The organism is Diaphorobacter sp. J5-51, assembly GCF_001023515.1.
GTDB lineage: Bacteria > Pseudomonadota > Gammaproteobacteria > Burkholderiales > Burkholderiaceae_C > Diaphorobacter > Diaphorobacter nitroreducens.
On sequence record NZ_JSYI01000001.1, the window covers coordinates 29,389 to 54,290 of the forward strand.

The 24,902-nt window shown below is 67.1% G+C and carries 18 protein-coding genes and 1 pseudogene; 11 read left to right on the top strand and 8 right to left on the bottom strand.

What is annotated here, in order from left to right; all coding sequences use genetic code 11:
* Positions 1 to 87 precede the first annotated feature (87 nt).
* On the top strand, positions 88 to 1,998 hold the full coding sequence (gene glmS, locus OX89_RS00165; protein WP_012655631.1) for a glutamine--fructose-6-phosphate transaminase (isomerizing): 1,911 nt from the start codon (positions 88 to 90) through the stop codon (positions 1,996 to 1,998).
* A 154-nt stretch (positions 1,999 to 2,152) separates the two neighbouring features.
* On the opposite strand, the gene OX89_RS00170 is transcribed toward glmS, so the two are convergent.
* Positions 2,153 to 2,788: an NAD(P)-dependent oxidoreductase gene (locus OX89_RS00170; RefSeq protein ID WP_047349103.1), complete on the bottom strand. Its 636-nt coding sequence runs from the start codon at positions 2,786 to 2,788 to the stop codon at positions 2,153 to 2,155.
* 115 nt (positions 2,789 to 2,903) lie between these two features.
* Between OX89_RS00170 and OX89_RS00175 the strand changes: the two genes are divergently transcribed.
* Positions 2,904 to 3,806, top strand: a complete 903-nt coding sequence (locus OX89_RS00175) for a LysR family transcriptional regulator (RefSeq protein ID WP_012655633.1) — start codon at positions 2,904 to 2,906, stop codon at positions 3,804 to 3,806.
* 12 nt (positions 3,807 to 3,818) lie between these two features.
* Here the strand turns inward: OX89_RS00175 and OX89_RS18885 are convergent.
* A pseudogene (locus OX89_RS18885) lies at positions 3,819 to 4,301 on the bottom strand (DUF4256 domain-containing protein); the annotation flags it as partial.
* A 324-nt stretch (positions 4,302 to 4,625) separates the two neighbouring features.
* Between OX89_RS18885 and OX89_RS00185 the strand changes: the two are divergent.
* Positions 4,626 to 5,687, top strand: coding sequence for an NAD(P)-dependent alcohol dehydrogenase (locus OX89_RS00185; protein ID WP_047349105.1), 1,062 nt, complete (start codon positions 4,626 to 4,628; stop codon positions 5,685 to 5,687).
* On the opposite strand, the gene infA is transcribed toward OX89_RS00185, so the two are convergent.
* On the bottom strand, positions 5,684 to 5,953 hold the full coding sequence (gene infA, locus OX89_RS00190) for a translation initiation factor IF-1 (protein WP_084001957.1): 270 nt from the start codon (positions 5,951 to 5,953) through the stop codon (positions 5,684 to 5,686). The two genes, OX89_RS00185 and infA, sit on opposite strands and share 4 nt — an antisense overlap.
* Positions 5,954 to 6,457: 504 nt before the next feature.
* Between infA and OX89_RS00195 the strand changes: the two genes are divergently transcribed.
* The 4 genes from OX89_RS00195 to OX89_RS00210 are packed head-to-tail and all read left to right on the top strand — an operon-like array spanning position 6,458 to position 12,487.
* Complete coding sequence (locus OX89_RS00195; protein ID WP_047349107.1) at positions 6,458 to 9,871, top strand: response regulator; 3,414 nt, start codon at positions 6,458 to 6,460, stop codon at positions 9,869 to 9,871.
* Between the two features lie 41 nt (positions 9,872 to 9,912).
* Positions 9,913 to 10,746 (top strand): protein-glutamate O-methyltransferase CheR, encoded by an 834-nt coding sequence (locus OX89_RS00200; protein ID WP_047349108.1) that lies wholly within the window; start codon positions 9,913 to 9,915, stop codon positions 10,744 to 10,746.
* Positions 10,743 to 11,342, top strand: coding sequence for a chemotaxis protein CheB (locus OX89_RS00205; RefSeq protein ID WP_047349109.1), 600 nt, complete (start codon positions 10,743 to 10,745; stop codon positions 11,340 to 11,342). The genes OX89_RS00200 and OX89_RS00205 overlap by 4 nt, the downstream gene beginning before the upstream one ends.
* Positions 11,339 to 12,487 (top strand): hybrid sensor histidine kinase/response regulator, encoded by a 1,149-nt coding sequence (locus tag OX89_RS00210; RefSeq protein ID WP_047349110.1) that lies wholly within the window; start codon positions 11,339 to 11,341, stop codon positions 12,485 to 12,487. The genes OX89_RS00205 and OX89_RS00210 overlap by 4 nt, the downstream gene beginning before the upstream one ends.
* 52 nt (positions 12,488 to 12,539) lie before the next feature.
* Here OX89_RS00210 and OX89_RS00215 read toward each other — a convergent pair whose 3' ends face one another.
* Entirely contained in the window at positions 12,540 to 12,911 is a 372-nt protein-coding gene (locus OX89_RS00215; protein WP_047349111.1) for a response regulator, read from the bottom strand.
* Between the two features lie 159 nt (positions 12,912 to 13,070).
* Complete coding sequence (alkB, locus tag OX89_RS00220; protein ID WP_047349112.1) at positions 13,071 to 13,733, bottom strand: DNA oxidative demethylase AlkB; 663 nt, start codon at positions 13,731 to 13,733, stop codon at positions 13,071 to 13,073.
* A gap of 183 nt (positions 13,734 to 13,916) precedes the next feature.
* Here alkB and OX89_RS00225 point away from each other — a divergent pair, with 183 nt between their 5' ends.
* Both OX89_RS00225 and OX89_RS00230 read left to right on the top strand, forming a co-directional pair.
* Positions 13,917 to 15,491, top strand: coding sequence for an AMP-binding protein (locus tag OX89_RS00225; RefSeq protein ID WP_047349113.1), 1,575 nt, complete (start codon positions 13,917 to 13,919; stop codon positions 15,489 to 15,491).
* A 71-nt stretch (positions 15,492 to 15,562) separates the two neighbouring features.
* Positions 15,563 to 16,225, top strand: a complete 663-nt coding sequence (locus tag OX89_RS00230) for a DsbA family oxidoreductase (protein WP_047349114.1) — start codon at positions 15,563 to 15,565, stop codon at positions 16,223 to 16,225.
* A 68-nt stretch (positions 16,226 to 16,293) separates the two neighbouring features.
* Here OX89_RS00230 and OX89_RS00235 read toward each other — a convergent pair whose 3' ends face one another.
* The 3 genes from OX89_RS00235 to cphA (OX89_RS00245) form a co-directional block, all read right to left on the bottom strand.
* Positions 16,294 to 16,800 carry a CreA family protein gene (locus OX89_RS00235; RefSeq protein WP_047349115.1) on the bottom strand — a complete coding sequence of 169 codons (507 nt, stop codon included), beginning with the start codon at positions 16,798 to 16,800 and terminating at the stop codon, positions 16,294 to 16,296.
* On the bottom strand, positions 16,797 to 19,382 hold the full coding sequence (gene cphA / locus OX89_RS00240) for a cyanophycin synthetase (RefSeq protein ID WP_047349116.1): 2,586 nt from the start codon (positions 19,380 to 19,382) through the stop codon (positions 16,797 to 16,799). Before cphA (OX89_RS00240) ends, OX89_RS00235 begins: the two co-directional genes overlap by 4 nt.
* 94 nt (positions 19,383 to 19,476) lie before the next feature.
* Positions 19,477 to 21,660, bottom strand: a complete 2,184-nt coding sequence (gene cphA, locus OX89_RS00245; RefSeq protein ID WP_047349136.1) for a cyanophycin synthetase — start codon at positions 21,658 to 21,660, stop codon at positions 19,477 to 19,479.
* Positions 21,661 to 21,911: 251 nt separating this feature from the next.
* Between cphA (OX89_RS00245) and OX89_RS00250 the strand changes: the two genes are divergently transcribed.
* Positions 21,912 to 24,224, top strand: a complete 2,313-nt coding sequence (locus tag OX89_RS00250) for an ABC transporter ATP-binding protein (protein WP_047349137.1) — start codon at positions 21,912 to 21,914, stop codon at positions 24,222 to 24,224.
* A gap of 16 nt (positions 24,225 to 24,240) precedes the next feature.
* Positions 24,241 to 24,747: a DUF1854 domain-containing protein gene (locus OX89_RS00255; RefSeq protein WP_047349117.1), complete on the top strand. Its 507-nt coding sequence runs from the start codon at positions 24,241 to 24,243 to the stop codon at positions 24,745 to 24,747.
* Positions 24,748 to 24,902: the final 155 nt, after the last annotated feature.

Below are 24,902 nucleotides of genomic sequence, written 5' to 3' on the forward strand. Positions count from 1 at the left end.
TTTTGTTCATATGCCATGAAAATAAGATCAAAAATTTCTGGATAGGCCGCCTAGCATCTCGCCCATTCTTTCATCGGAGCAGTATTTATGTGCGGCATCGTCGGCGCGGTATCCACCCGCAATATCGTTCCCATCCTGGTGCAGGGCCTGCAGCGGCTGGAGTACCGCGGCTATGACTCCTGCGGCGTCGCCGTGCACGAGGCGAGCCTGGGCGAAATGCCCGCGGGTGGCCTGCACCGTGCGCGCAGCACTGCCCGCGTGGCCGAATTGCTGGCGCAGGTGAACCATGAACACCTCCAAGGCGCCACCGGCATCGCCCACACCCGCTGGGCCACGCACGGCGCCCCCGCCGTGCACAACGCCCATCCCCACTTCAGCCACGGACCCGGTGCCGCGCCGGCGCAGGCAGAGCGCCCCGGCCGCGTCGCGCTGGTGCACAACGGCATCATCGAGAACCACGAGGAGTTGCGCGCCGAGTTGCAGGCGCGCGGCTACGTGTTCTCCAGCCAGACCGATACCGAAGTCATCGCGCATCTGGTGGACAGCCTGTACGACGGCGACCTGTTCCAGGCCGTGCGCGCCGCGACTGCGCGGCTGCACGGCGCATTCGCCATCGCCGTGATCCACAAGGACGAGCCGCACCGCGTGGTGGGTGCGCGCGCGGGCTCGCCCCTGGTGCTGGGTGTCGGTGAGGGTGAGCACTTCCTGGCCAGCGATGCCATGGCCCTGGCTGGTGTGACCGACCAGATCGTGTACCTGGAAGAGGGCGACCTGGTGGACCTGCAATTGGGCCGTTACTGGATCACCACGGCCGATGGCCAGCCGCTGGACGCCGGCAGCCGCCCCGTGCGCACCGTGCACGCACACAGTGGTGCGGTGGAGCTGGGGCCCTATCGCCACTACATGCAAAAGGAAATCTTCGAGCAGCCGCGCGCCATTGCCGACACGTTGCACGGCCTGCAGGGCATCGTGCCCGAGCTGTTCGACGGCGTGGGCCAGCCCGGGCAGCAGGGCGCGGCAGCCTGGCGTGTGTTCAAGGAGATCGACTCCGTGCTCATCCTCGCCTGCGGGACCAGCTACTACAGCGGCTGCACCGCCAAGTACTGGCTGGAGGGCATCGCGGGCATTCCCACCCAGGTGGAAGTGGCCAGCGAATACCGCTACCGCACCAGCGTGCCCAACCCGCGCACGCTGGTGGTGACCATCAGCCAATCCGGCGAAACCGCCGACACCCTGGCCGCACTGCGCCATGCGCAGAGCCTGGGCATGCGCCACACGCTCACCATCTGCAACGTGGCCACCAGCGCCATGGTGCGCGAGTGCGAGCTGGCCTACGTCACCCGCGCCGGCGTGGAGATTGGCGTGGCGTCGACCAAAGCCTTCACCGCGCAGCTGGCGGGACTGTTCCTGTTGACCCTGGCGCTGGCGCAGTCGCGCGGGCGCCTGACCGAGGAGGCCGAGGGCAACTACCTGAAAGCCATGCGCCACCTGCCCGCCGCACTGCAGGCCGTGCTGGCGCTGGAGCCGCAGATCATCAGCTGGTCCGAGGACTTCGCGAAGAAGGAGAACGCCCTGTTCCTGGGCCGCGGACTGCACTATCCCATTGCACTGGAGGGTGCCCTCAAGCTCAAGGAGATCAGCTACATCCACGCCGAGGCGTACCCCGCGGGTGAACTCAAGCACGGCCCGCTAGCTCTCGTCACCAGCAGCATGCCGGTGGTGACCGTGGCGCCCAACGACGCGCTGCTGGAGAAACTCAAGAGCAACATGGAAGAAGTGCGCGCCCGTGGCGGCGTGCTCTACGTGTTGGCCGATGCCGATACCCATATCGACAGCAGCGAAGGTCTGCACGTCATCCGCATGCCAGAGCACTACGGCGCCCTGTCGCCGCTGCTGCACGTGGTGCCGCTGCAACTGCTGGCCTACCACACGGCCTGCGCGCGCGGAACGGATGTGGACAAGCCCCGTAACCTGGCCAAGAGCGTCACGGTGGAGTAAGGCCAAGCACGCCGGCGGCGCGGTTGCCGCCGCCCGGTTGCGGTATTCCAACGATGCCTATCGCCGGCATCGGTGGTTCATTGGTGCAGCGAAAGTCGGGGCAGAGGATCGCCCCGGGTCGGGCGCGAACCGGCACGGGGCTTTTGGTTCGTTCTCAGTGCGCCACAGTGAAGCGCCGGCCGCGGTGTTTCGCGGACTCTGCTTCATCCACCATGGCGACCGCATAGTCCTCCAGCGAGATGTCGCTGGGCCCGCTATCGCACATGATCACGGCATCGTTCGCGGTCCGGTACTGTCCGGTGCGGGTTCCCGGGTGGATCATGGGCGGGGGGCTCAGCACCGTCCAATCCACATCGGGTGTTTCGCGCAGCAGTTTCAGGGCTGCTCGGGCACCCTCGGCCGTCGCTTTCCATTGTTCAGGGAACGACGGTGTGTCGAGCAATTGCACGCCGGGCTCGACCTCCAGACTGCCCGCCCCGCCGACGACCAGCAGGCGGACGCCCGTGGCACGCGCTGCATCGATGATGGAGTGCATTCCTTTGAGGTAATAGCCATATACGTCGGAGTTGGCATGGCCACTGAATGCGCTGATCACCACGTCGTGCCCACGGAGAACCGCGCGCAATTGCTGAGAGTCCAGGGCATCTGCGCCCTGAACCTCAAGGCCCTGCGCGGCGGGGAGTCTTGCGGGGTTGGACACGATGGCGGTCACGTGATGACCGCGCGAGAGCGCCTCTTGGCGGATGGCGGAGCCGATAAAGCCAGTGGCGCCGATCAGTGCGATACGCATGGAATGTTCCTTTCTTTGACCCGCGGATTCGGGGTGCGGGGTCAATGATCCTCTTGCCGCATCGTCAGAAAAAGAGGACAAAAAGGACAATACTGGTATCTAATTCGAACCAATCATGCCATCCCCCGTGGGCGATCTCAACCTGTTGCGCGCTTTCCTGGCCGTCGCCGATGCGCGCAGCTTCACGGCTGCCGCCGAACGTCTGCACATTGCGCGTCCGCAGGTGAGTCTTCAGATTCGCCGTCTGGAGAACGTGCTGGGCGCGGCCCTGTTCCACCGTACGACGCGCACGGTTACGCTCACCGATGCCGGGCAACGGTTGTTCGAAGAAAGCGCGCCTCTCATGCAGGGGCTTGAGCAGGTGCTGCAACACGCCGGATCGCGTGGATCGGGTCTGCGTGGCCGCTTGCGTGTCAGTGCGCCTGTTGAATATGCCGTTCAGGTCATGTCGCCGGTGGTGGCGGAGTTCGCTGTCCGCCATCCCGAGGTCAGTTTGGAACTTGTGGTCAGTGACAAGGTGCAAGACCTCGTTGGCGAGGGCATCGACGTGAGCATCCGTGTGGGGTGGTTGCGCAATTCAAGCGCGCGGGTTGCGAAACTTGGGGAATTTGGGCAGGCGGTCCTGGCGTCACCCGAGTATCTGGCCCGCTGTCCGCGTCCGGAGGCTCCCGAGGACCTGGCGCATCACCGGTGGATCGCGCTGACCTTGCTGCCGGCGCCCCTCACATGGTCATTCACCAACGGGACAAAGGACATCACGGTGCGCATGGCGCCCAAGCTGCGCACCGATTCCGCTGTTGCCTTGCGCGCCTTGCTGCTCAATGGCGCAGGCGTTTCGGTTGGCAGTTTGCTTCACTTGGAGAGTGACATCCGCAGTGGAGCGTTGGTTCGGCTGCTCCCGGAATGGACATTGCCCAAAGGAGGCGTCTATGCCGTGTATCCGCCCGGCACAGCCATTGCACCTGCGGCGCGCGCCTTCGTCGAGCTTCTGAAGGGCGAAATGCTCCGGAGGGCCTGATGCAGGGGTCCAAATCCAACTCGAAGTCTTCTGGTCGAAATCCTCTACCTCCTGTAGTGCGCGGTACTGCGCCTCTGTCAGCAGGGTGACGCCCATGGCCGCGGCCGCTTCGATGGCGCTGTTCTGCGGCTTGTGCAGCTTGCGGGCATGCAGGGCCTGTGCGTCGTAGCACAGGCTCCTGCGCCCGCTCGGGCTCTCCGCCGTGCAATCGCAGAAAAGGTAGGTTCCGTCCGCGGCGGCACTGCCGACGACGTCGGGCTCGCCGCCCGTTGCCTCCATGTCCTGCAGCGCCTTCAGTTTGTTGGCATTCAAGCGTTCATGGACATCGGCCCAGACGACGGTGGGGTGCCGGTGCATGTGGCTCTCGAACCGCTTTTTCAGCGCCTCGACAAGGACGTCACGTTGTGCTGTTTTCATGTCTGCTCCTGGCAACGGCGCCTTCAGCGCCTGGGTGGTGGCTTGTTGCATCGTCAGCGGGCCCAAACGACGACGCATGGCATGTCCAGCGGCGACCTATTTGGGCGCGAGCGCTGCGGGATGCCGAACCCGAGTAGGCTGGCATAGACGTCACGGTTTCACGCCACCGGGCCGGTGCGGAGGTGGGCAAGCAGCCGTTTCACCACCGCACGGTGTGGGGGTGTCATCGTGTCCTTCATGTCAACTCCTTGGTCGGGGGCATGGCCAGGCTGAGGGGCCGTTGACGCGGTTCTACTCCAGCAACGCCCTGCCTCAGGCCGGAAGTGCCGATAAGATTCTGTTCCGAAACGCATCGGACCGAGCCTGTACAACAGGGGCGTGAGCCATTCACAGGAGAACCCCATGACCGTCAAAGCTTACGGCGCCCACGCGAGCGACCGTCCATTGCAGCCCCTGGAGATCGCACGGCGCGCGCCGGGCGCGCACGACGTGCAGATTGGCATTGCCTATTGCGGTGTGTGCCATTCCGACCTGCACCAGGTGCGTTCGGAATGGGCGGGCACGCTGTATCCGTGCGTGCCGGGGCATGAAATCGTCGGGCGCGTGGTGGCCGTGGGCGCCCAGGTGTCGGCGTTCCAGGCGGGCGACCTGGTCGGCGTGGGCTGCATTGTCGACAGCTGCCGGCATTGCCAGGATTGCGACGAAGGGCTGGAGAACTATTGCGGCCACATGGTCGGCACCTACAACGGCCCGACCGAGGATGCACCCGGCCACATGCTGGGCGGATACTCGCAACAGATCGTCGTACATGAGCGCTATGTGCTGCGGGTGCGCCATCCGCAAGGGCAGTTGGCCGCGGTTGCTCCGCTGCTGTGCGCGGGCATTACCACCTACTCGCCATTGCGCCATTGGAAGGTGGGTCCGGGGCATCGCGTGGGTGTGGTCGGCATCGGCGGGCTGGGCCACATGGGCATCAAGCTGGCGCACGCAATGGGGGCGCATGTGGTGGCATTCACCACCTCTGAATCCAAGCGCGCTGCGGCGCTCTCGTTAGGTGCGCACGAAGTGGTGGTTTCCCGTCATCCGCAGGAGATGGCCGCGCATGCCAACAGTCTCGACTTCATCCTCAACACGGTGGCGGCGCCGCACGACCTGGATGCCTTCCTGCGCCTGCTGCGGCGCGACGGTGCGATGACGCTGGTGGGTGCGCCGGCGTCGCCCCATCCGTCGCCCAATGTGTTCAACCTCATCATGAAGCGGCGCACGCTGGCTGGCTCCTTGATCGGCGGCATTCCCGAGACCCAGGAGATGCTCGATTTCTGCGCGGAGCATGGCATCGTGGCGGATATCGAGTTGATCCGCGCCGATGAGATCAATACCGCCTATGAACGCATGTTGAAGGGCGACGTGCAATACCGCTTCGTCATCGACATCGCCACGCTGGCCGAATCGGCCTGGGCCTAGCGGCGATGGGGCGAGGCGCGGCGCGGCGCGCCGCCGGCACGCGGCTCCAGGTGACGGAAGGTGATACGGCCCTTGGTGAGGTCGTAGGGGGACATCTCCAGCGACACGGTGTCGCCCGCAAGCACTCGAATGCGGTGCTTGCGCATCTTTCCGCCCGAATAGGCGATGAGGGTGTGTCCGTTCTCGAGAACTACGCGAAAACGGGAATCCGGCAGCACTTCGTCTACCTTGCCTTGCATTTCAATCAACTGCTCTTTATTGGACACGGAACTCCTTTGAGATCGACGGCAAGAGCCAGCATGGGCATGCCCTTGCCTGGGGGCCTGTGAGGGCACAGGCTGCGGAACGCGCCGGCCGTCCGGCGCGATAGACGAGGTATTGCCCGTCTTTTGCTGCGCTGGCGCGTTGCCGCCTGCGGCAGTGAAATGAAGGGCCGTATGCGCGCTGCAGAACGCACAGTGCGGCGGATCACCGAGGGAAGGGGTAGGAAGCCGGCGCTTGCCGCTGCGGGGATCTGCTTCCCCGGGCGCGCGTAACGCGGGAAAGGATGGGAGTTTAGGACGATTACCTAACCCTTGCTGACCAGTGGTGGATTGGCCCTGCTGGCAGGTGCGACATAAGATCGCTAGAGGGATACGCTGCGGTGAAGACGTTGCCCTACAGGAGCAAGGGACCCGTTGCTCCTGTCATCGCGCGGCAATGTTTACTCCACGTCACACATGACTGTCTCCAGTTCCGATGCTCGGCCCCGTGCGGCCATCCGAGGGGGCATGCCCGTCCGCCTGATGGTGGGATTTGCTTTGGCGGCATTTGCCGCCCTGTTGATCGCCGTGCTCACCTACCGGTCCAACGACGAGCGCGCGAAAGCCGTGGACAATCTCAACGCGACGGTCGAACGGATCACGCAGATCCAGATGGTCTGGTCGCATTTGAAGGACGCTGAATCCGCCAAGCGGGGCTACCTGCTGTCGGGGCAGGAGCAGACGCTGGGCTTGTTCACCGTAGCCCAGGCCGCCGTGCCGGTGGCCCTGGAAAAGCTGCGCGGGATGACGCGCGGGAGTCTCTTGGAGCAGCAGCGCTTCGACCAATTGCAGGGGTTGGCCACGAAGCGCATGACCGAACTTGCGCACATCGTTGCGCTACAGCGCGAGGGCCGGCGCGAAGAGGCCCTGGAGGCCATGCGCGGCGACGGCCAGGCCACCATGGAAACCACCCGCACGCTGGTGCGCGAGATGCTCAACACCGAACAGCAGCAACTGCAGGCCCAGCGGGAGGTGTGGGAAGGAGCGTTTGCCATCTCGGCCTACCTGATGTGGGGCAGTGCCGCCGTGCTGTTGCTGCTGACCTGTGCGTCTGCGGTGATGACCATGGCGGAGTACCGCAGCCGCGAGGTCGAGAACTGGATCAAAGGCAACCTTGTAGGGCTGGGCACGCGGCTGCAAGGTGAGCAGCGCATCCATGACATGGCGGGTGCTGTCATCGGCTATCTGGCGACGGAGTTGGATGCCAGGGTAGGGGCCATCTACGTGACGCAAGGCCACGGCATCTTCGAGCGCATGGGCGGCTATGCGCTGGCGCCCGACACCGGCCCTGGGGCCGTGCGGGCGGGAGAGGGCCTGCTGGGCCAGGCGTTGCAGAGCCGCACTCTTCAGCATGTGCGCCACGTGCCCAGCGGGTATCTGCCAGTGACCTCCGGCACGGGCCAGGCCGCGCCCGCCGAATTGGTGATGATGCCCATCGTGCTCAATGGCGTAGCGCTCGCGGTCGTCGAAATGGGGTGGTTCCGCGCGGTTGCTCCGCACGAGGTTGACTTCCTTGTGCGCGCCGGGGAGCAGTTGGCCCAGGCCGTTCGGGGCGCATTGGATCGCTCGCGCCTGGAGAGTCTGCTGGACGAGACGCAGCGCCAGGCGGAGGAGTTGCAGGCACAGCAGGAAGAGCTGCGCGTCAACAATGAGGAACTGGAGCAGCAAAGCCGCATGCTGCAGGAGTCCCAAAACCTGATGCAGGCGCAGCAGGCGGAGTTGGAGCACAGCAACGCCCAACTGGAAGCGCAGACCGAGCAGCTGCAGTACCAGAAGCAGCGCCTGCTGACTGCACAGGACGCCCTGGAGGCCAAGGCGCGCGATTTGGCGCAGGCCAGTCAGTACAAGAGCGAGTTTTTGGCCAACATGAGCCATGAATTGCGCACACCGCTGAATTCCAGCCTGATCCTGGCCAAGCTGCTGGCCGACAACAAGCAGCAGAACCTGACGGCGGAACAGGTCCGCTACGCGCAGACCATCCACAACGCTGGCACCGATCTGCTGAACCTCATCAACGACATCCTCGATCTGGCAAAGATCGAGGCGGGGCAGACCTCTGTCGAGATTGGCCCGGTGACGGTGGCCAAAGTGGTGGCGGGCGTGATGGAGCCGCTGCGGGCCCAGGCGCAGGACAAAGGCCTGCAATTCAACGCGGTGGTGGAGCCGGGAGTGCCGGCATTCATAACCTCCGACGCGCAGCGCCTGGCGCAGATTCTCAAAAACCTGCTTTCCAATGCGCTCAAGTTCACCGCGCGCGGCGAAGTGACCCTGCGCGTCTTCGCAGGAGACAACGACACGCTGTGCTTTGCTGTGCGGGATACGGGCATCGGCATCGCGCCCGACCAGCAAGAGCGCATCTTCGATGCCTTCCACCAGGCCGATGGCAGTACCCATCGCAAATACGGCGGCACTGGCTTGGGCCTGTCGATCTCCCGGGATCTGGCGCAGTTGCTCGGCGGCAGCATCGCGGTCCAGAGTGCGCCGGGCGAAGGCAGCGTCTTCACGCTGACCCTGCCCGTCACGGCGCCCCTTGCCGGCGAGCCGGGCGAGCGCCGGGCAAAGATGCCAGTGGCGCCGGCGCTTGCCACACGCGCGGCCGAACCACCGCGTGCGAGCCAGCCAGAGGCCCCGGTGGGGAAACCATTTGCTCCCGTGCACGTCCTGCCGGATGACCGGGAGCAGTTGGAACAGGGGCGTTACACCATCCTGGTCATCGAGGACGACCCGCGGTTTGCGCGCATCCTTTGCGACCTCGCGCATGAGATGGGTTTTCAGTGCGTCATTGCCTCGACGGGCAGCGACGGTCTGGCGGCGGCGCTGGAGTACGGCCCCAGCGCGGTGGTGCTGGACATGAACCTGCCGGATTTCTCCGGCCTGGGCGTGTTGGACCAGCTCAAGCGCAACCCCGCCACGCGCCATATTCCCGTGCACGTGGTCTCGGTGGCCGACTACATGCAGGAGGCCATGGAGCGCGGCGCCATCGGCTATGCGCTCAAGCCCGTCAAGCGTGAGGAGCTGGAGCAGGCGCTGCTCCACATGCAGGCCAAATTCACCCAGAGCATGCGCCGCGTGCTGGTGGTGGAGGACGACGCGCGCCAGCGCGAGAGCGTGCGCCACCTGCTGGCAACCGACGGCGTGGAGATCGTGGGCGCCGCCACCGCGCGGCAGGCATTGGACCTGCTCAAGGGCAGCACGTTCGATTGCATGGTGATGGACCTGCACCTGCCCGACCTGAGCGGGTACGAGCTGCTGCAGCAGATGGCCGAGCAGGAAGAGGTGTCCTTTCCGCCCGTCATCGTCTATACCGGGCGCAACTTGTCGCGCGACGAGGAACAGCAGCTGCGCCGCTTCTCCAAGTCCATCATCATCAAGGACGCACGCTCGCCCGAGCGCCTGCTGGACGAAGTCACGCTGTTCCTGCACCAGGTGGAGTCCACCTTGCCGGACGACCGGCGCCGCATGCTGCAGCTGGCGCGCGACCGTGAGTCCACTTTCGAAGGGCGCACCATCCTGGTGGTGGAGGACGACGTGCGCAACGTGTTCGCGCTGTCCAGCGTGCTGGAGCCCACGGGGGCGCGCGTGGAGATCGCGCGCAACGGACGCGAGGCCCTGGAGGCGCTGGAACGTGCCAACGCCGCCGGCGAGAGCACCGTGGACCTGGTGCTGATGGACATCATGATGCCCGAGATGGACGGCTTTACCGCCATGGCGGAAATCCGCCGGCGCCCCGAGTGGCGCCGTCTGCCCATCATCGCCCTGACCGCCAAGGCCATGAAGGACGATCAGGAGAAATGCCTGGCCGCCGGCGCCAACGATTACATCGCCAAGCCGCTGGACGTGGAGAAACTCCTGTCGCTGATGAGGGTGTGGATGCCCAAGTGAGCGTGCGCCAGCGCGAGGACCCACGATATCGGAGCCAACACTTGCCGTACCAACGCAAGACCGCAGAGATCGAGCAGCAGCTGCTGATCGAGGCCATTTACCTGCGCTACCACTACGACTTCCGCGGGTATGCGCAGTCGTCGCTCAAGCGCCGGCTCCAGGCCGCGCTCACGCGGTTCGATTGCGAGACGCTGTCCCAACTGCAGCATCGGCTGCTGCACGAGCGCGGGGTGTTTCCCGCGCTGCTGGACTACCTTACCGTGCAGGTCAGCGATGTGTTCCGCGACCCGGAGTACTTTCGCGCGCTGCGCGAAAAGGTGGTGCCGCTGTTGCGTACCTACCCCTCGCTCAAGATCTGGGTCGCGGGCTGCAGCACGGGAGAGGAGGCGTATTCGCTCGCCATCCTGCTGCGTGAAGAGGGGTTGTTGGAACGCTCGTTGATTTACGCCACCGACATCAACAGCACGGCACTGCAGCGTGCCGAGGCGGGCGTATACGACATTGAGCGCGTGCCCGGCTTCACCGAAAACCATGCGCGCTCGGGCGGGCGTTCCTCGCTGTCCGACCACTACAGCGCCGCTTATGGCCGCGTGGTGTTCGACAAGAGCCTGCGCCGGCATATCGTTTTCTCCGACCACAGTCTGGCGACCGACAGTGTATTTGCCGAGGTGCACCTCATCTCCTGCCGCAACGTGCTGATCTACTTCGACCGTACGCTGCAGGACCGCGCCCTGGGCCTGTTCCGCGAGGCGCTGTGCCGGCGTGGATTCCTGGGCCTGGGGGCCAAGGAATCCCTGCGCTTTTCCTCGCACGCGCCGGCATTCGAGGACTTCGTGGCGCCCGAGCGCATCTTTCAGAAGAGAGGTGACGCATGAGGCAGGTGGCTTCGCCACGCGCGCGCCTGGACGCCATCGCCATTGGCGGGTCGGCCGGCAGCATCGAAGCGCTGGGCGCGGTGCTGCCCGCGCTGCCTGCGGGTTTCCATGCGGCCCTGCTGGTAGTGCTGCACCTGCCGCGCGAGCGGCCCAGCCTGCTGTGCAACATCTTCCGCCAGCGCTGCGCCCTGCCGGTGCGCGAGGCCCAGGACAAGGAACCCGTGGAGCCGGGCACGGTGTATTTCGCGCCGCCTGACTATCATTTGCTGGTGGATTCGGGGCCGAGGCTGTCCCTGTCCGTGGATGCACCGCTGAATTTCTCGCGCCCGTCGATCGACGTGTTGTTCGAATCCGCCGCTGATGAATACGGGCCGCGGCTCATGGCCGTGCTCCTGTCGGGCGCGAACAGTGACGGAGCGCGTGGCTTGCGCGCAGTGCAGGCCGCTGGCGGCGCCACGGTGGTGCAGTCGCCCGACAGCGCTTCGTCCATGGCCATGCCGCAGGCGGCGCTGGCCCTGATCCAACCCGATCAGGTGCTTCCCCCGGCACGCATCGCCGCGCTGTTGACCACCTTGCATAAGGAGGGACTTTCGTGATTTTTGCCCCACCGGCTGCACAGCCCGCGAGTCATCGGACCGGCGCGTGCGTGAAATGCCTCATCGTGGATGACGTTCCTGAAAACCTCGTCGCATTGCAGGCGCTCTTGAAGGATGGGGACGTCGAGATCCTCATGGCCGGCTCCGGCGCCCAGGCACTGGAACTGCTGCTGGCCCACAACGACGTGGCGCTGGCGCTGCTGGACGTGCAAATGCCCGAGATGAACGGTTTCGAACTGGCGGAGTTGATCCGCGGCAGCGAGCGCACGCGGCACATTCCGCTCATCTTCATCACCGCCGGCTCGCGGGACCAGGGCTGGCAGTTCCGCGGCTACGAAAAAGGTGCGGTGGACTTCCTCTACAAACCCGTCGACCCCCACATGCTGGTCAACAAGGCCCGGGTGTTCTTCGACCTGCAGCGCCAGCGGCATGCGCTGGCACGCGAGCTGCAGGAGCGCACCGAGGCGTTGTACATCAACGAGATGTTCATGGCCGTGCTCAGCCACGATCTGCGCAGCCCGCTCAGCGCCATCATGGCCGTGGCCAGTGCGCTGCAGCGCGCTCCCGAGCCCGCCAAGGTGCAGGCTCTGGCGTGCAACGTGCAGCAGGCCGGGCGGCGCATGGGCCGCATGATCGAGGACCTGTTGGATGTGACGCGCGCCCGCCAGCATGGCGGGCTGGCCATCGAGCCTGCACCCATGGACCTGGGGCCGCAGGCGCAGCGCGTGGTGCAGGAAGTCCGTGCCGGCCACCCCGAGCGCCACCTGCGGCTTGAGCAGCAAGGGGATCTGCGCGGCGAGTGGGACGAAGAGCGCCTGGGCCAGATGCTGGCGAACCTGCTGGGCAACGCCATGCACCACGGCACGCCCGACCAGCCGGTGGAGTTGTCACTGGACGGCGCCGCCGCCGATATCGTGGTGCTGCGCGTGAGCAATGGCGGCGGGATTGACACCGAACTGCTGCCCCGGCTGTTCGCGCCATTTACGGGCCGGCGCAACCGGGCCGGTCAACACCAGGGGTTGGGGCTGGGGTTGTTTATCGTGCACCAGATCGTGCAGGCCCATGGCGGGACGATCGACGCCGCCTCGCAGGCGGGGCGCACCTGCTTCACGGTGACGCTGCCGCGGCGCGCGGTGGCGACTTGACAGGACGGGGGCGGGGGGATGCCGGGCCTTCAGCGGCCCGGCAGGTGCCGCCTCAGGCGGGGCTGGCGCTTTGCAGGTGGCTGGCGATCACGTCCAGCAACTCCTCCAGCTCTTCCAGCTCGAACGGCTTGAGCAGGGACCGCACATGCGTGCCCAGCGTGCCCACCCCGTGCTCCAGCGGATAGCCCGAGCACAGCACCACCCAGCGCTGGGGGTTGCTTGCCAGCAGGTGGCGGCACAGATCCAGCCCGCTCATGCCTGGCAGGCTCACGTCGGAAACCACCACGTCGTGCGGCAGGGCCGCATCGCGCTGCAAGGCCTCCTCGGCCGTGGCGCAGGTGACGACGGTGCGGCCTTCTCCCTCCATCAGCAGGCCGATGGTGTCTCGCAGTTCGCAGTTGTCTTCGACGTAGAGGATGCGCAAGTAAGGTCCTTGGGAAGCGGGCTCTGCCGCAGGGCAAAGGGGCATTGTGCGGGGAACGTCTTACGCCGGTGTAAGACAATGTGCCGTTCTGCGAAATTATCGTTAAGAATGGCTACAAGATCCGCCCAGTAAGCGCAAGCAGCTATCAAACATGTAGCATCAGGTGGCCTTGCGCAGCGTGAGGTTGATGCGGCATTCGCCCGTTGCCGGGTGCTGGCCCGGCGCCACCGGCAGCACGCCGTGAAAGCGCAGCCGGTCCACCCCGCCCCAGACCACCGTGTCGCCATGGCGCAGCGGCACGCGCAAGGCGCGCTCGCCACGTGTGGCGCCACCCCACAAGAAGGTGGCGGGCAGACCCAGCGAGATGGACACGATGGGCGCTGCCAGGTCCTGCTCGTCGCGGTCTTGGTGCAGCGACAGGCGCGTGCCGGGGGCGTAGCGGTTGATCAGGCAGGCGTCGGGCACGAAAGCGGCAAAGCCGGCCTCCTGCGCTGCGGCATGTGCCAGCTGCGCGAAATCCGCGGGCAGGGCGGGCCAGGGCTTGCCGGTCAGCGGGTCCAGCGCAGCGTAGCGGTAACCGCGCCGGTCACTCACCCACGACAACGGCCCGCAGCCTGTGGTGGCTACCGACATCGCCTTGCCTCCAGGGGTCTGCATGTGGCGCCACGGCGCTTGGCGCACCACCTGTCGCACTTCTTCCAGCAACTGGGGTGCCTGTGCCAGCGCGAAGCCGCGCAGCAGCACGGCCTGCATGCCCAGCGCCAGCGTGGATGGCTCCGCGGGGTCGTCGGCAAACAGGTCGTCGGAGGGCGCAGGTGGCATGCCCGTAGTGTGAGCCAAAAGGGCCCCCAGCGCTTAACCATCCAGCGCAATGTGCTACTGATAAAGGAGCAATCGTTTGGTCGGTGCTCATCCCCCGCCAGGGATTTCCCTTGTGTATTTCTGCGACTGTGCGCGCTGCCGGCGCTTGCCTATAGTCGCACCAGGAGACAACGCGACAACCCCATGAACATTGCCCACCTGTTGCAGCGCAGCGCGCTGGTGCATGGCGAGCGGCCCGCGCTGCTGGCCGGCACATGCCTGCTGCACGACTACCGTACCCTTGCCGCGCGCGTGGCCGCGCTGGCCGCACACCTGCGCGCGCATTGCGGCGTGCAGCCGGGCGAATGCGTGGCCATCTTCTCGGCCAATGGTCCGCAGTATCTGGAGGCGCTGCACGCCATCCACTGGTGCGGCGCCATCTCGGTGCCCGTCAACTACAAGCTGCATGCGCGCGAGCTGGCTTACGTGCTTGCCGACAGCGGCGCGCGCGTGGTGTGCGTGTCTGCGGCGCTGCACGATGCGGCGCTGGCTGCGGGCGCCGACGCCGCGGCGGTGCAGGTGTTGGGGGCATCCGCCTGGGAGCAGGCGGCGCAGGGCGCGCCGCTGGCGCTGCAGGAGCGCGCTCCCGACGACGTGGCCTCGCTGTTCTACACCTCGGGCACCACCGGGCGGCCCAAGGGGGTGATGCAGACGCACCGCAACCTGCTGGCCATGACCATGGCCTACTTCACCGACGTGGACGACGTGCAGCCCGGCGACGCCATGGTCTATGCCGCGCCCATGTCGCATGGCGCGGGCTTGTACAACTACGCCCACATGCTGCGCGGCGCGCGCCACGTGGTGCCCGCGTCCGGCGGGTTCGATCCGGCCGAGCTGGTGCAATTGGCCGCGGACGTGGGCCGCCTGTCGCTGTTTGCGGCGCCCACCATGGTGCATCGGCTGGTGGAGCACGTGCGCCGCACGGGCGCCAATGTGGACGGCTTCAAGACCATCGTCTACGGCGGCGGTCCCATGTATGTGGACGACCTGCGCCGCGCCATCGACACCATGGGCCAGAAGTTCGTGCAGATCTATGGCCAGGGCGAAAGCCCCATGACCATCACCGCGCTGGCGCGCGAGCACCTGGCCGACACGGCGCACCCGCGCCGGGCCGAGCGCATCGCCTCGGTCGGCGTGGCGCATGCGTGCGTACAAGTGCGGGTGGTGGATGACGAGGACCGACCCGTGCCCACGGGCGAACTGGGCGAAGTGGTGGTGCGTGGCGACACCGTGATGGCCGGCTACTGGCGCAATCCCGAGGCGTCTGCGCAGACGCTGCGCGGCGGCTGGCTGCACACGGGCGATGTCGGCAGCCTGGACGCGCACGGGTTTCTGACCCTGCGCGACCGCAGCAAGGACGTGATCATCTCGGGCGGCTCCAACATCTACCCGCGCGAGGTGGAGGAGGTGCTGCTGCTGCACCCGCGCGTGAGCGAGGTGGCCGTGGTGGGCCAGCACGATGCCGACTGGGGCGAGGTGGTGGTGGCCTTCCTGGTGGCGGGCGAGGGCGGTGCCGTGGACGATGCCGCGCTGCATGCGGAGCTCGACGCGGAACTTGACGCGGAACTTGACGCTTTGTGCCTGGACCACATCGCGCGCTTCAAGCGCCCCAAGGCCTACCGCTGGGTGCCCGCACTGCCCAAGAACAGCTATGGCAAGGTGCTCAAGACCGAGCTGCGCGCATGGCTGCAGGCCGAAGGGGCGGGGCGCGGGCCGTAACAAACCCGGGGCCGGCGCGGACATTGCGCCGCCCCTACCATGGGCGCTTTGCCCCGGCTGGAGCCCTTGCCATGACCCAACCCGTCTCCCTTAAGATCGACTTCGTCTCCGACGTGTCATGCCCCTGGTGCGCCATCGGCCTGCACGCGCTGGAGCAGGCCGCGAAGCGGCTGGACGGCGAGGTGGCGCTGGATCTGCACTTTCAGCCCTTCGAGCTGAACCCGCAGATGGGCCCCGAGGGCCAGGACATCGGCGAACACCTGCAGCAAAAGTACGGCGCCACGCCGGAGCAATCACAGCAAAACCGCGAGGCCATCGCCGCGCGCGGCGCGCAGTTGGGCTTTACCTTCAACATGGACCGGCGCGGCCGCATCTACAACACTTTCGACGCGCACCGCCTGCTGCACTGGCTGGAGGAAGAGGGCACGCCGGAGCAGCAGGGCGCGCTCAAACATGCGCTGTTCACCGCGTATTTCACGCAGGGCGAGAACCCTGGCGACCACGGCGTGCTGCTGCGGCTGGTAGCGCAGCTGGGGCTGGACGAGGCGCGCGCCCGCGCCGTGCTGGCGTCCCAGGAATATGCCGAGGCGGTGCGCGAGCGCGAGGCCTTCTACCAGGGTCACGGCATCCATTCGGTGCCGGCGGTGATCATCAACGACCGCCATTTGATCCAGGGCGGCCAGCCGGTCGAGGTGTTCGAGCAGGCGCTGCGGCAGATCGCACAGCAGGCTTGATGCTCTTTTATTGATAGCTGGTAGCGCTTGCCCATCAAGCGCTGCAGCCTGTTTTGGCTTGAAACCTGTCAGCGCAGCGGGATCGGCGTGCCCCGGTCCACGGGCACGGCCGTCACGCTGTTTTGCGGCGAGCCGTCGATGAGCTTCTCGGAGTAGGTCAGGTACACCAGCGTGTTGCGCTTGGCGTCCACCATGCGCACCACGCGCAGGCGCTTGAACAGGATGGACATGCGTTCGCTGAACACTTCCTGCTGCGCCTTGAGCGGCTGCATGAAGGTGATGGGCCCGACCTGGCGGCAGGCGATGGAGGCCTCGGCGCGGTCCTCGGCCAGGCCCAGCGTCCCTTTGATGCCGCCGGTGCGCGCACGCGACACATAGCAGGTCACGCCCTGCACAGCGGGGTCGTCATAGGCCTCCACGATGATGTCGTGGTCGCGGCCGATCCACTGGAAGGCGGTATCCACGGTGCCGATCTTCTCGGCCTGGGCCGCGGCCGGCCCGGCAGCCAAGCCCAGGGCGCATGCCAGCAGGGCCAGGCTTGCCATGCCCGCGCGCAGGCCGCCGCGCGCATTCATGGCGCAACCGCCGAGGCTTCGCTGCAGCGCTGCGCCAAGTGGGCCAGGGCTTCCTCCACCTGGTCCACCAGCACCAGGCACAGGTCGCCCGGTTGCAGGCGCTCCAGCGCATGGTCGATGGCGAGGAACTCGCCGTGGATCTCGGTCACGTAGCGCGTGCGCGGCGCGCCCTGCAGGCCCTGGCGCAGCAGCGCCAGCACCTCGCCGTCGGCACGGCCGCGCTGGCAGGCGTCCTGGTACAGCACCACGTCGTCAAAGGACTGGCCCAGGATCTGGGTCTGCTCGACGATGTCCTGGTCGCGCCGGTCGCCCGCACCGCTGATCACCACGCTGCGCTGCCGGGCCGGCATGGCCTGCACGGCCTGCACCAGCGCGCGCATGGCGTCAGGGTTGTGGCCATAGTCGGCGATCACGGTGGCGCCGCGGTAGTCCATCACGTTGAAGCGGCCGGGCGCGTTGTCGCTGTCGTTCATGAAGCCGGCCAGGCCGCGGCGGATGGTCTGCCAGGGCAGGCCCACGCCCCAGGCCGCGCCGATCGCGGCCATGACGTTCTCGACCTGGAAGCCGATGGTGCCGCCGCGCGTGATCGGGATCTCGCGCAAGGAGATGGTCTCGCGCCACGAGCCCTCGGCCGCCACGATGGAGTCCCCATCCACGTAGACCACTCGGTTGCCTTGGGCGCGGTGCGTGGCCATGACGGGGTGGTGGCGGTCGGCGGCGAAGAAGATCACCTTGCCCGGGCATACGCTGGCCATGGCGGCCACGTGCGGGTCGGCGGCGTTGAGCACGCCGTAGCCATCGGCGGCCACGTTCTGCACGATCACGCGCTTGAGCACGGCCACGTCTTCCACGGTGGTGATGAAGTTCAGCCCCAGGTGGTCGCCCGCGCCGACGTTGGTGACCACGGCCACCTGGCAGCGGTCAAAGCCCAGGCCTTCGCGCAGGATGCCGCCGCGCGCGCATTCGAGCACGGCCGCGTCCACCTCGGGGTGGAACAGCACGTTGCGCGCGCTCTTGGGGCCCGAGCAGTCGCCGCTGTCGATCTGGCGGCCGTTCACGTACACGCCGTCGGTGTTGGTCATGCCCACGCGCAGGCCGTGCGCTGCGAACAGCTGGCCGATCAGGCGCGTGGTGGTGGTCTTGCCGTTGGTGCCAGTGACGGCCACCAGTGGGATGCGCCCGTCCTGGCCGGGCGCGAACAGCTCGTCCACCATCGGCACGCCCACGTTGCGCGGCTTGCCGAACGACGGGGCCAGGTGCATGCGCAGGCCCGGCGCGGCGTTCACCTCGACGATGCCGCCGTTTTGCTCTTCCAGGGGCTTGAGCATGGTTTCGCAGACCACGTCCACGCCGCAGATGTGCAGGCCGATGGTCTGCGCGGCCTCGATGGCGCGCGCGGCGATCTCGGGGTGCACGTCGTCGGTCACGTCGGTGGCACTGCCGCCGGTGGACAGGTTGGCGTTGTTGCGCAGCACCACGCGCTGGCCCTGCACGGGCACGGAGTCGGGCGTGAGGCCTTCGGAGGCGATGCGCGCGATGGCGATGTCGTCCAGGCGCACCTTGGTCAGCGCCGTGCCGTGGCCCGAGCCGCGGCGCGGGTCCTGGTTGACGATGTCCACCAGCTCGCGAATGGTGTGCTGGCCGTCGCCCAGCACCTGGGGCGGCTCGCGGCGCGCGGCGGCCACGAGCTGGTGGCCCACCACCAGCAGGCGGAAGTCGTGGCCGGGCAGGAAGCGTTCGACCATGATCTCGTCGCCGAATTCGCGGGCGGTCTTGTAGGCGGCCTCCAGCCCCTCGCGGGTGGTGATGTTGACCACCACGCCCTTGCCCTGGTTGCCGTCCTGGGGCTTCACGACCACGGGCAGGCCCACTTCCTGGGCCACCACCCAGGCGTCCTCCACGTCGACCACCGGGCGCCCCAGCGGCACGGGCACGCCGGCGGCGTGCAGCAGGCGCTTGGTCAGGTCCTTGTCCTGGGCGATGGATTCGGCCACGGCGCTGGTGGTGTCCAGTTCGGCGGCCTGGATGCGGCGCGCCTTGGAGCCCCAGCCCAGCTGTACCAGCGAGCCGCTGGTCAGGCGCCTGAACGGGATGCCGCGCGCCACGGCGGCGTCGACGATGGAGCCGGTGGACGGGCCGATGCGCTCGTCCTCGTCCAGCTCGCGCAGCTCGGCGACCACGGCGTCGGCGTCGAAGGGGGTATCGGCCAGCGCGGACTGCAGCAGGGCGCCGGCGTGCTCCATGGCCAGTCGACCCACGGCCTCCTCGGTGTACTCCACCACCACCTGGTAGGTGCCTTCTTCCAGCGTGGCGTGGGTGCGGCTGAAGGTCACGGGGCAGCCGGCCTGGGCCTGCAGCGACAGGGCGGCCACTTCGAGCACGTGGGCCAGCGACAAGCGCTGCTCGGCGCCCTGGGGCTGCAGGGCGCCGATCTTGGGAAAGCGCGCGCGCAGGCGGTCTTCAAAACCCGCGATGTCTGCGTAGCCGCACTCTTGTGGCTCGCAGTGCACAACGGCTTCGATGGCGGTGTTGCGGCTCCAGAGGTTGGGGCCGCGCAGGGCGCGGATGCGGGTGATCTGCATGGTGTTTTCTTTCAGCCCGATTTTTCAGTCAAATTGGCCTGTAGCGCTTGTGGGATAAGCGGTGGCAGCTATGCTTTTGAAAGCAACGGCGGCGTCACGCGGCATAGTCGAAGGTCTTGATGCCCGCGGCGATCAGGTCCGGCCCGATGTCCATGGACCAGGCTGCGGCAATCGCGGCCATCAGCGCGGCCGTGTCGGGGCGGTGGCCGCCGGGCAGGCTCAGCGCGTCCAGCGTGCCCAGCACGCGTTCGCTGGCGCCCGTGGCCAGCACCACCTGCTCGCCGCGCACGAACACGGCGCGGCCTTCGCCCTCGGCACGGTGCGCGGCGACGAAGGGGTTGTCTGGCGACAGGGAATACAGAAGGACCTCGCCATCACACAGGCGCGCCAGGTCGGCTACCTGCTCGATGTCGGCATTGAGCACGCCTGCGCCCTCGTCCAGCACCACGTCGATCTGGGTGCGCAGCACGCGCGTCATCTGGGCCTGCTCCAGCACATCGTGGTCGGCCAGGGTCTCGAAACCGTCCATGTCGGTCACCACGCCGACCAGGCAGCGGTCGTAGGCCAGGCCTTCCTCCAGGATGGAGCGGGCAGTGGTCTGGATCACGGCGGCCTGCGCCAGTCGGTTGGTCAGCAGGCGGTGCGCGCCGGCCCAGTGGGCGGTGGCGCTCTTTTGTGTGCGGCGGTTGTTGAGGAACATGCCTTCGCTGCTGGCCACGCCCGTGAGCTTGCCCGACAGCTGCAGCAGCCAGCCCACGAAGCGCGCGGTGAACGCGTTGTGGCGCGTGCCCGCAATGCCCACGATGGGGATGCGGCCCGCGCCCGTGCCCCTGCCGGCGCCTTCGTCGGTGACCGGGAACAGGTGTTCCACGATCGCCTGGCCCACAGGGCGGGGCGCACCGCTGGTGGGCTTGAGGTGCATCAGCAGGCCGGGGCCGGCGTTCACCTCCAGGATGGCGCCGCCCTGTTCCTTCATGGGCTTGGAGACATCCTGCAGGATCATGTCCATGCCGGCGATGTCCAGGCCCACGATTTTCGCGGCCAACTGGGCGTAGTAGGCCACGTCGGGGTGCACGTCGTCGGTGCAGTCGATGGCCATGTTGCCGTTGCGCTGCAGCAAGATGGCCTGGCCCGACGGCACCACGGTGTCGGGCGTCACGCCTTGGCGCTTGAGCTCCAGTTGCACGGCGCCTTTTTCCACATCGATCCAGTCCAGCGGGTACTCCTGCTCGGGGCCGCGCCGCGGGTCTTCGTTGAGCACGGCCACCAGCTCGCGCAGCGTGGACTGGCCATTGCCGTGCACGCTGACCGTCTCGCCCTTGGTGGCGGCGACCACCTTGCCGCCGACCACCAGCAGGCGGTGCTCCACGCCGTCGATGAACTTCTCGACGATGACATCCGAGCCCTCGGGCTCGGCCAGCGCGAAGGCGGCCTTGATATCGGCCTCGCGCGAGAGCTCCAGCGTCACGCCGCGCGCGTGGTTGCCGTCCGAGGGCTTCACCGTAACGGGGAGGCCGATCTCCTGCGCCACTTCCCAGGCCTCATCGGCGTTGCGGACGATCTGGCCCTCCGGCACGGGCACGCCGCAGGAGGCGAGCAGCCGCTTGGTGAAATCCTTGTCCTGGGCGATGCCCTCGGCGATGGCGCTGGTCTGGTCGCTCTCGGCGGTCCAGATGCGGCGCTGCGCGGCGCCGTAGCCCAGTTGCACCAGGTTGCCGTCGTTCAGGCGGATGTGCGGAATGCGCCGGGCGCTGGCGGCGTCCACGATGCAGCCGGTGCTGGGGCCCAGGTAGCGGTCGTTGATGGCGGTCTTGATGGCGTGGATGGCGGCCTTGAGGTCGAATGCCTCGTCATTGATGGCCGCCATCAGCAGGCGGTGGCCATGCTCCAGCGCCACGCGGGCCACGGCCTCTTCGGGGCAGCGGAACACCATGCGGTACACGCCGCGCCGGGAGATCTCGCGCGTCTGGCCGAACTCGGCCGGCATGCCCGAGAGGTTGAGCAGTTCGATGACCACGTGCTCCAGCACGTGCCCCATCCAGGTGCCTTCCTTCAGGCGCAGCAGGAAGCCGCCGCGCTCGCCCACGCCGCAGTGGTGCTCCACCAGATCCGGCAGCCAGGTGGTCAGGCGCTCGTTGAGGCCGGGAATCTTGTTGGAGGGGTAGTCTTCCAGCTCCCCCAGGTCCAGCCAGACTTCGAGGACCGGGCGGTAGGTCCAGACACTGGGACCGCGCAGGTAGGTGGTGCGCAGGAGTTGGATATCGTTGAATTTGGCCATGAAGTGCAGCGTGGAAGATTCGGATATCTGCCGGGTTGCGGCGGATGTGGCGATGCCCATGGGCAGAGATTGTGCGCCGATACTGGCGCAGCTCAGCACTGGCGGGTGTCAGCCGTGGGCTGATGATGTGCGTTACGAGGGGATACCGCGGCGGCGCAAGGGCCTGGGGCCCGGTGGCCGACAATGCCCCCCATGGGCCCGGACTGGCCTGCCAACGCCCCGTCCGTGCGGGGGTGGACATACAAAACCAAATGCAACATCACCATTCTGTGGACGCCTCGGGTGTCTTGTCTGGCCCCTGGGGGGCCGAGATGCGGGCACTGCTCGCTCCTGACGAAAACGTGCAGGCCGCCTTCGAGGTTGACCTGACGCCCGACCTGCGCTTTGCCCCCGGCCTGCTGGTGCTGACCGAGCGGCGCCTGCTGGCGCGCGCCGGTGACGCGCCGGCGCAGGAATGGCCGCTGGCGCCCGGCATGGCGCTGCGGCTGCTGGACCATGGCGGCGTGGGCACGGTGGAACTGCACGATGCCGACCGGCGACTGGCGCTGTGGCGCTTCACGCTGGGGCGCCATCCCCAGGCGCTGCACCTGCAGCAGCGGCTGGACGCCCAGGTGCGGCGCCTGGACAGCTTGCAAGGCGCCATCGCGCCCGAAGCGCAAGACGTGCCGCGCTGCGCCGTGTGCGGCACGCCGCTGCCGCCCGACAGCGACGAGTGCACGGCCTGTGCGCGCCAGCAGGCGCCGCAGACCTCCACCTGGGTGCTGTTGCGCCTGTGGCGTTTCGCACGGCCTTACAAAAAGCAGCTGGCCGCGGGCTTCGCGCTCACGCTGGCCTCCACCGCCGCCTCGCTGGTGCCGCCGTACATGACCATCCCGCTCATGGACGACATCCTCATTCCCTACCAGAGCGGCCAGCAGATCCCCACCGGCATGGTGCTGCTGTACCTGGGGGGGCTGCTGCTGGCGGCGCTGCTGGCCTGGGCGCTGGGGTGGGCGCGCACTTACATCCTGGCCCTGGTGTCCGAGCGTATCGGCGCCGACCTGCGCACCACCACCTACGAACACCTGATGCGCCTGTCGCTCGACTACTTCGGCAGCAAGCGCACGGGAGACCTGATGGCACGCATCGGCTCCGAAACCGACCGCATCAACGTCTTTCTGTCGCTCAACGCGCTGGATTTCGCCACCGACGTGCTGATGATCGTGATGACGGCGGCGATTCTGTTCTCCATCAACCCGTGGCTGGCGCTGGTCACGCTGGTGCCGCTGCCCTTCATCGCCTGGCTGATCCACACCGTGCGCGACAAGCTGCGCACCGGCTTCGAGAAGATCGACCGCGTGTGGTCCGAAGTGACCAACGTGCTGGCCGACACCATCCCCGGCATCCGCGTGGTGAAGGCCTTCGCCCAGGAAAAGCGCGAGGCGGACCGCTTCCGTGCCGCCAACCAGCACAACCTGGAGGTGAACGACAAGCTCAACAAGACCTGGAGCCTGTTCTCGCCCACCGTCTCGCTGATGACGGAGGTGGGGCTGCTGGTGGTCTGGGGCTTCGGCATCTGGCTGGTGGCGCGCAACCAGATCACCGTGGGCGTGCTGGCGGCCTTCATCGCCTACATCGGGCGCTTCTACATACGGCTGGATTCGATGAGCCGCATCGTTTCCGTCACGCAAAAGGCGGCAGCCGGCGCCAAGCGCATCTTCGACATCCTGGACCATGTGAGCAACGTGCCCGACCCCGTCAACCCGGTGAAGGTGGACCGCGTGCAGGGCGCCATCGAGATGCGCGACGTGGGCTTTCGCTACGGCAGCCGCACGGTCATCAAGAACCTGTCGCTCACTATCCGCCCCGGCGAGATGATCGGCCTGGTGGGCCACAGCGGCTCTGGCAAGAGCACCCTGGTCAACCTCATCAGCCGCTTCTACGACGTGAGCGACGGCGCCATCCTCGTGGACGACGTGGACATCCGCCGCATGGCGGTGGCGGACTTCCGCCGCCACATCGGCCTGGTGCTGCAGGAGCCTTTCCTGTTCTTCGGCACCATCGCCGAGAACATCGCCTACGGCAAGCCCGACGCCACGCGCGAGGAGATCGTCGCCGCGGCGCGCGCCGCGCATGCGCACGAGTTCATCCTGCGCCTGCCGCATGGCTACGACAGCCTGGTGGGCGAGCGCGGCCAGGGCCTGTCGGGCGGCGAGCGCCAGCGCATCTCCATTGCGCGCGCGCTGCTCATCGACCCGCGCATCCTGATTCTGGACGAGGCGACCTCCGCCGTGGACACCGAAACCGAAAAGGAAATCCAGAAGGCGCTGGACAACCTGGTGCAGGGCCGCACCACCATCGCCATCGCCCACCGCCTGTCCACGCTGCGCAAGGCCGACCGCCTGGTGGTCATGGACCGGGGCGAGGTCGTCGAAGTGGGGCCGCACGACGAACTGATGGAAAAGCAGGGTGCCTACTGGCGCCTGTACGAGGCGCAGGCGCGCCGTGCCGAGGAAGACGCCCAGGCCGCGGGCGTGCGCATCGAAGTGCGCGAGCACTCCGCTCACCCCGCGGGCAACACCTGAGCGAGAAAGACACGCGATGACCCTTCACACATTCCCCTCTACCGCTTCGGCACTCGCGGCAGGCTGGGACCTGCACCGTAATCCCCATGGCCGGCTGGTGCTGCGCGCGGCCGACGGCACCGCGCATGTGGGCGTGACGCCCGTGCGCGCCTTTCCCATTGCCGCTCCCGGCGAAGGCCTGTCGCTGGTCGGGCCGGACGGCCATGAATTGGCCTGGGTGCCCCGCCTGGAACAGCTGGCGCCTGCCGTGCGTGCGCTGATTGAGGAGGAATTGGCCGCGCGTGAGTTTGTGCCCACCATCACGCGCATCCGCTCCGTGTCGAGCTTTTCCACCCCCAGTACCTGGGAGGTGGACACCGACCGCGGAGCCACGCAGTTGGTGCTCAAGGGCGAGGAAGACATCCGCCGGCTGGAGGGGCGCACCAAGCTGCTCATCGCCGCCAGCGACGGGCTGCAGTTCCATGTGCCGGATGTCACGGCACTGGACCGTGCATCGCGCAAGCTGCTGGAACGTTTTTTATAGCGCCTGGCGCTTGCCTGGCGCTTGCCTGGCGCTTGCCTGGGGCGGCCTGTGCCCGTTTGTCCCTGTCATAGCCCACGTCAATCAGACATGGTGGTCGCATGAATTTGTGACAAAAGGCTAATAAGGCCTCAATTTCCCCTTTTGTTTGTCGTAAT

Excerpts from the sequence above, each read along its gene's own strand:
- glmS (WP_012655631.1), top strand. The coding sequence starts at position 88 with ATGTGCGGCATCGTCGGCGCGGTATCCACCCGCAATATCGTTCCCATC.
- OX89_RS00170 (WP_047349103.1), bottom strand. The coding sequence starts at position 2,788 with ATGCGTATCGCACTGATCGGCGCCACTGGCTTTATCGGCTCCGCCATC.
- OX89_RS00175 (WP_012655633.1), top strand. The coding sequence starts at position 2,904 with ATGCCATCCCCCGTGGGCGATCTCAACCTGTTGCGCGCTTTCCTGGCC.
- OX89_RS00185 (WP_047349105.1), top strand. The coding sequence starts at position 4,626 with ATGACCGTCAAAGCTTACGGCGCCCACGCGAGCGACCGTCCATTGCAG.
- OX89_RS00195 (WP_047349107.1), top strand. The coding sequence starts at position 6,458 with ATGCCCGTCCGCCTGATGGTGGGATTTGCTTTGGCGGCATTTGCCGCC.
- OX89_RS00205 (WP_047349109.1), top strand. The coding sequence starts at position 10,743 with ATGAGGCAGGTGGCTTCGCCACGCGCGCGCCTGGACGCCATCGCCATT.
- alkB (WP_047349112.1), bottom strand. The coding sequence starts at position 13,733 with ATGCCACCTGCGCCCTCCGACGACCTGTTTGCCGACGACCCCGCGGAG.
- OX89_RS00225 (WP_047349113.1), top strand. The coding sequence starts at position 13,917 with ATGAACATTGCCCACCTGTTGCAGCGCAGCGCGCTGGTGCATGGCGAG.
- OX89_RS00230 (WP_047349114.1), top strand. The coding sequence starts at position 15,563 with ATGACCCAACCCGTCTCCCTTAAGATCGACTTCGTCTCCGACGTGTCA.
- OX89_RS00235 (WP_047349115.1), bottom strand. The coding sequence starts at position 16,800 with ATGAATGCGCGCGGCGGCCTGCGCGCGGGCATGGCAAGCCTGGCCCTG.
- cphA (WP_047349116.1), bottom strand. The coding sequence starts at position 19,382 with ATGCAGATCACCCGCATCCGCGCCCTGCGCGGCCCCAACCTCTGGAGC.
- cphA (WP_047349136.1), bottom strand. The coding sequence starts at position 21,660 with ATGGCCAAATTCAACGATATCCAACTCCTGCGCACCACCTACCTGCGC.
- OX89_RS00250 (WP_047349137.1), top strand. The coding sequence starts at position 21,912 with ATGCAACATCACCATTCTGTGGACGCCTCGGGTGTCTTGTCTGGCCCC.
- OX89_RS00255 (WP_047349117.1), top strand. The coding sequence starts at position 24,241 with ATGACCCTTCACACATTCCCCTCTACCGCTTCGGCACTCGCGGCAGGC.